This is a genomic window from Lysinibacillus parviboronicapiens (assembly GCF_003049575.1).
GTDB lineage: Bacteria > Bacillota > Bacilli > Bacillales_A > Planococcaceae > Lysinibacillus > Lysinibacillus parviboronicapiens.
This window is the reverse complement of the sequence record NZ_PYWI01000096.1, coordinates 1-627: the sequence shown is the minus strand read 5'-3', so window position 1 is coordinate 627 and position 627 is coordinate 1. Positions and strand designations below refer to the sequence as shown.

At 40.5% G+C, this 627-nt stretch carries 1 protein-coding gene; it reads left to right on the top strand.

The window, feature by feature from the left end:
- The coding region (locus C9J35_RS23230) for an IS110 family RNA-guided transposase (RefSeq protein ID WP_107927173.1) at positions 1–624 on the top strand (624 nt) is incomplete at its 5' end.
- Positions 625–627: the final 3 nt, after the last annotated feature.

Here is a 627-nt window from a genome sequence, read left to right as displayed (position 1 = left end):
CATTGTAAAGCACGTTCATTTAATTGGGCGCATGAAAGAGCTGAAGTATTAATCGTAGCTGCAGAACGCAACCCATTTCAGTCAACGCTTTATCAAAGCCTTCTCGTCAGTCTGAATATGTATATTGATTTACTTCAAGCGTACCGCCAACAACTTTCTACGTTAGAGCGTGAGATTGATCAGTTGGCGGTACAACTCGAAGAATATGAATTAATCCAATCACTTCCCGGTGTAGGTGAAAAAATCGCGGCCACGATACTTTCAGAAGTTGGGGAAATTGAGCGGTTTAATCATCCAAAAAAGTTGGTCGCCTTTGCGGGACTAGATCCCAGTGTGTTTGAATCAGGTCGCTTTAAAGGCACGAAAAATCACATTACCAAACGCGGCTCAGCTAGGCTTCGTCATATGCTTTATACAGCCGTTCGCTGTTCCATTCGAGATAGCCGTAAAAAGAAAACAACAGATGAAACTATTGCCCGAAATAAACGATTACGAGCCTTCTACGATTTAAAACGTGAGGAAGGAAAGCCATATAAAGTAGCCATTATTGCTTGTGCTAATAAGCTTTTACACTGGATTTATGCGATTTTAAAAACGAAAACACCATTCCAAGAAACTATTTAGTAA